Source organism: Microcystis sp. M53603_WE2, assembly GCF_030065435.1.
On sequence record NZ_JASJFF010001259.1, the window covers coordinates 1 to 1,692 of the forward strand.

A 1,692-nucleotide genomic window follows, 5' to 3' on the forward strand; every position below is an offset into this window, starting at 1 on the left:
GCAGCCAAGAATTTAAGGGAAGAAGGTATGAGAATACTGTCAACAAATACCGATGGACAGTCGGAATTTCAAGCTTGGGGAGAAACTGTAAGACTCGTTGGTACTTGTACCCAAAAGCGGGTTTCTGTGAATCAAGAATCCCCCGTCACAGCGTCAGCTTAACGGCGGGAGTGTCAACTCTAGACCATGCGAATTTTAGTAGTAGAAGATGATATGCAACTAGCCGAGATTTTGCGAGAGGCATTGAGCGAGCGACAATACGTTGTCGATGTGGCTAGAGACGGAGAAGAAGGCTGGAATTGGCTAGAATTAGGCAAATATGACCTTTTAGTTCTTGATGTCACCCTGCCCAAATTAAGCGGAACTTTACTCTGTCAACGTCTGCGACGAGCGGAATCCCATCATCCCGTCTCTGCTAATGCCACCGTTCCCGTCCTATTATTAACCGCAAGGGATACGGTAATCGATAAAATTGACGGATTAGACGCAGGGGCCGATGATTATGTCACTAAACCCTTCGATTTGGGCGAATTAATGGCGCGGATTCGGGCCTTGATCCGACGTGGCAGCAGTACCAGCAGTGTTTTATTATCTTGGGGGGGGTTGCAGTTAAATCCCAGTACCCACGAGGCCAGTTATAACGGTCAACTTCTTTCCCTCACCCCCAAGGAATTCGCTCTCTTAGAATTACTTGTTACCCATGGGCGCCGGGTCTTAAGTCGATCGGGTATTATTGAGCGAGTTTGGTCTTTGGACGATTCTCCGGCCGAGGAAACCGTTACTTCCCATATTCGCGGTCTTCGTCACAAGCTAAAATCCCTCGGTGCGCCGGAAGACTTTATTGAAACCGTTCACGGTCTCGGTTATCGTTTAAAGTAATATCTGCCTTGGGACAGTAGACAAAATCATTTCTGCACGAAATCTGCACGAAGTTTGCAGAGGGTTTCCATAATCACCCGTTAAATTAGAAAGTTAGACAGGTGCAGGGCTTCTAGACAATCAGATCGGTCAAACCTGTGACTCTCCTCTCCTAAAAGGGGCTGCTTGAAATGATTTATACGCGATTTGACTATCACGGCTGGCAGATTGAATTGATCCTAGAAATGCAGGGTTATTCTTTTCAATGTTGGCGAGTGGATGGCAGGGAAGGAATTAGCGATTGCCTAGTTTATGCCACCTCTGAACAAGCTTTAGCGGCTGCCCGACACCGGGCGGATCTAGAGTCCGCTTGTCTTGCCCTACTGCGATTTCTCAATGATATCGGCGGCCGGAATTATTATCTCAGCCGCGATGATCGCGATGCTCTTAGCCAGTCAATTTTAGAATACGCCCGTCTGGGTGGTGTTTCCTAATTTCTTCCCCGGAAGTTTTCCCCTGATTGAGAATCATTCTCGCTCCGATTTTTTTCAGGCCACTTTCGGCAATAAAATCGTGACAGTGGTTCCATTCCAGGGGATACTAGCGATTTCGATCGAGCTACCGTGTAGTTCCACGCATTTCTGCACTACCACCAAACCCAACCCTGTCCCGGCGATGTGACGGACATTTTTACCCACATTCCGCACCCTCAACTGTCACATAAGCTGTCCCCCTCCAGAGACTTGAGTAAAAATACTTATCTGGTGAAGGTTTTCTCGGTGGCCGTTAGGGGGAGCTTGAGACCCTAATTATGAAAAAATAGGAATTGTTGGA

Annotated in this window: 3 protein-coding genes; 2 read left to right on the forward strand and 1 reads right to left on the reverse strand. The window is 47.6% G+C overall.

Annotation, left to right across the window (positions count from 1 at the left end; all coding sequences use genetic code 11):
- The first annotated feature begins 186 nt into the window (after nucleotides 1-186).
- Together PX481_RS26420 and PX481_RS26425 are read left to right on the forward strand one after the other, a co-directional pair.
- The gene (locus PX481_RS26420; protein ID WP_002758477.1) at nucleotides 187-879 is read left to right on the forward strand and encodes a response regulator transcription factor; all 693 of its coding nucleotides are present in this window, start codon (nucleotides 187-189) and stop codon (nucleotides 877-879) included.
- Nucleotides 880-1,049: 170 nt separating this feature from the next.
- The gene (locus tag PX481_RS26425; RefSeq protein WP_288026047.1) at nucleotides 1,050-1,352 is read left to right on the forward strand and encodes a hypothetical protein; all 303 of its coding nucleotides are present in this window, start codon (nucleotides 1,050-1,052) and stop codon (nucleotides 1,350-1,352) included.
- Between the two features lie 54 nt (nucleotides 1,353-1,406).
- On the opposite strand, the gene PX481_RS26430 is transcribed toward PX481_RS26425, so the two are convergent.
- Nucleotides 1,407-1,556, reverse strand: coding sequence for an ATP-binding protein (locus tag PX481_RS26430; RefSeq protein WP_288026045.1), 150 nt, complete (start codon nucleotides 1,554-1,556; stop codon nucleotides 1,407-1,409).
- Nucleotides 1,557-1,692: the final 136 nt, after the last annotated feature.

What these genes read in the sequence shown, in the direction of transcription:
- PX481_RS26420 (WP_002758477.1), top strand. Translation starts at nt 187, where the DNA reads ATGCGAATTTTAGTAGTAGAAGATGATATGCAACTAGCCGAGATTTTG.
- PX481_RS26425 (WP_288026047.1), top strand. Translation starts at nt 1,050, where the DNA reads ATGATTTATACGCGATTTGACTATCACGGCTGGCAGATTGAATTGATC.